Here is a 2,685-nt window from a genome sequence, read left to right as displayed (position 1 = left end):
GGGGTACGGGCGAGGGCACAGGCGGGGGCAGGGCGATCGCCGTGTCGCAGAAGTACGACCTCGTCAATGACCTTCACAGCGTCGTGCGGCTGTGGGACATCGCCACCGGCGAGCAGATCGGCCCCGCGATCAACGACCACTTCCAGGGTGTCAACGGTCTGGCGTTCGGACGGCTCGGCACCGACGACGTGCTCGTCACGGGGGACGGCCGCGGGCGCGTCCGGGTGTGGCGCCTGTCGACGGGAAAGCTGCGGCACTCGTTCGGCATGGGCAGGTACAGCGGGATCGAGTTGCTGGCCTGCGGCGAGATCGAGGGCCGGCCCGTGGTCGTCTCGACGCACCAGAACGCCACCCTCCGCGTGCACGACCTGGTGACGGGCAAGCGCAGGAAGATGTGGAACTTCAGCGGCAGAAGCCCCGATGACCGGGGCACCACCGCGCTCGTGGCCGGGCGGCTCGGCGACCTCCCCATCGCGGCCGTGACCCACGCCCCCGTGGGCGGTGAGGTCGTCGTCCGGGTCTGGAACCTCGACGACGGCCAGGTCATCGGCGCGCTGCGCCTCACGGACGGCGGGGCCGTCCGCGCCCTGGCCCTGACCGAGCTCGACGGCAGGCCGGTGATCGCGGGCGCGGGCGAGTACGGGAGGGCGCAGGTCTGGAGTCTCGGCCCGTACTGACTCGCCCCCATGGCGGCCGGCGTGACGGCCAGCATGACGGACCCCGTGACAGCCGGCGTGACGGCCAGCATGACGGACCCCGTGACAGCCGGCGTGACGGGCCTCCTGACGGCCGGCGTGACGGTCGGCAAGGCGGCCCTCGTGACGGCCAGCCGGACGACCCTCGAGACGGTCGGCAGGACGGCTCCCGTGACGGCGCGATGCTCAGCGGGACGGCTGGGTGGCCGGGGAGGTGTTTTCGGTGCGGTCGCGGAGCGCGTCGATGCGCTTCATGATCGGGGTGGCCGTGAGGCCGTGCAGGACGACCGAGGCCACCACGGTGAATGCCGTCACCGCCCACAGTTCCTCGGCGGGCACGCCGAAGCCGGCCTGGCCCAGCGCGTACGCCAGGTAGAACAGCGACCCGATCCCCCGGATGCCGAAGAACGAGACGACCAGGCGTTCCCTGGGCCCGGCCGGGCCGCGCAGTTGCGCGAGCCAGCCCGTCAGCGGCCGGATGACCAGCAGCAGGAGAAGCGCGACGGCCGCGCCGCGCCACGTGAGCCCCGACAGGCCGCCGACGGCGACGAAACCGCCGAGCAGGAGCAGCAGCCAGGCCGTGAACAGCCGCTCGATCTGCTCCACGAAGCCGTGCAGGACGTTGTTGTAGCCGTGCCCGTGCTCGGCCCGCCTGATGGCGCACGCGGTGACGAACACCGCGATGAAGCCGTAGCCGTGCACGAGTTCCGTCACCCCGTACGACAGGAATGTGGCGGCCAGCGCGACGAAGCCGTCGCGGCGCTCCGACAGGCGCAGCCCGCCGGACGGCGCGCGGAAGAACAGGCGGCCGAGCAGCCAGCCGATCAGCAGCCCCGAGACGATGCCGGCGGCGGTGCGGTAGAGCACGTCCGTCAGCGCCCACTCCCCCAGCCAGCCGGTCCCGCCGACCGCCGCGACGGCGATGGCGGCGTACACGATGGGGAAGGCCAGCCCGTCGTTGAGCCCGGCCTCCGAGGTGAGGGCGAAGCGCACCTCGTCGTCGGCGTTCTCGGCGTCGACGGGCTCGCCGACGTGCACGTCGGAGGCGAGCACCGGGTCCGTGGGCGCCAGCACCGCCCCGAGCAGCAGCGCCGCCCCGACCGGCCAGCCGAGCAGGAGGGTGGCGGCGACGGCCACGCCGGCCACGGTGAGCGGCATCGCCAGGCCGAGCAGCCGCCACGTCGTCGACCAGGCGCGTACCCCGGCCCGCCGGTTGATCGCGAGGCCGGCCCCCATGAGGGAGACGACGACGCACAGCTCGGTGATGTGCTCGAGCGCCGCCCGGTGGGCGACCGGGTCGGGCTCCGGCAGGCCGATCGGCAGCACGAACAGCGCCATGCCGCCCAGCAGGTAGACCAGCGGCAAGGACAGGGGCCTGCGGGAGAGCACCTGGGGCAGGAAGGCGGCGAGCAGCGCGGCACCACCGCCCAGGGCGAGGACGAGATCGGGAGTGGTCATCGCCTGATCCCCTGCCCGGGCGGCCGACGAAAATCCGTGTCGCCCCCTGTCCGCGCATATTTCGTACGCGGGGCGCCCGTGGTCGTCCGCCGCCTGGAGCCGCCGGCGGGTTGCGCCGGCCGCGTGACATGTGATGGTGTGCCGCTCCTGGGGCCTGGCGGACGGCGACGGGCCTGCCCGGGGCCGGCCGCCTCCTTCGACTCAAGGAGGCTTTGTGCCGTTCATTGTCGATCTGACCAGCGGGAGCGTCGAACGCGAAGACCGCTCGGCCGAGGGGGGACACTACGGCGGGTCCATCCTCGGGCTGCGCCTGATGGCCGAGCGCACGCCCGCCGGGCTGGATCCGTACGATCCCCGTGCCCTGCTGTACGTGGCCGCGGGCATGCTGGGCGGGACGGCCGCGCCCGGCCTGGCCAAGGCCGTGTTCCTGGCCAAGTCGCCGCTGACCGGGGTGGCCGGGGAGGCGCACGCGCTGGGGCCGTTCGCGGCCGGGATGCGCGGGGCGGGGGCGAAGGCGCTGGCCGTGCTGGGG

3 protein-coding genes are annotated in these 2,685 nt (G+C 73.6%); 2 read left to right on the top strand and 1 reads right to left on the bottom strand.

Annotated features, from left to right (window positions below; genetic code table 11):
* On the top strand, nucleotides 1-677 hold a 677-nt coding region (locus tag E1292_RS50095; protein ID WP_220447468.1), incomplete at its 5' end, for a WD40 repeat domain-containing protein.
* Between the two features lie 204 nt (nucleotides 678-881).
* On the opposite strand, the gene E1292_RS50090 is transcribed toward E1292_RS50095, so the two are convergent.
* Entirely contained in the window at nucleotides 882-2,153 is a 1,272-nt protein-coding gene (locus tag E1292_RS50090; protein ID WP_132606828.1) for a cation:proton antiporter, read from the bottom strand.
* Nucleotides 2,154-2,367: 214 nt separating this feature from the next.
* On the opposite strand from E1292_RS50090, the gene E1292_RS50085 reads away from it, so the two are divergent.
* A partial coding sequence (locus E1292_RS50085) for an aldehyde ferredoxin oxidoreductase N-terminal domain-containing protein (RefSeq protein ID WP_220447467.1) occupies nucleotides 2,368-2,685 on the top strand: 318 nt, incomplete at its 3' end.

Origin of the sequence: Nonomuraea deserti (assembly GCF_004348685.1) — a bacterium.
GTDB lineage: Bacteria > Actinomycetota > Actinomycetes > Streptosporangiales > Streptosporangiaceae > Nonomuraea > Nonomuraea deserti.
This window is presented reverse-complemented; position numbering and strand designations above follow the sequence as displayed.

Excerpts from the sequence above, each read along its gene's own strand:
- E1292_RS50090 (WP_132606828.1), bottom strand. The coding sequence starts at position 2,153 with ATGACCACTCCCGATCTCGTCCTCGCCCTGGGCGGTGGTGCCGCGCTG.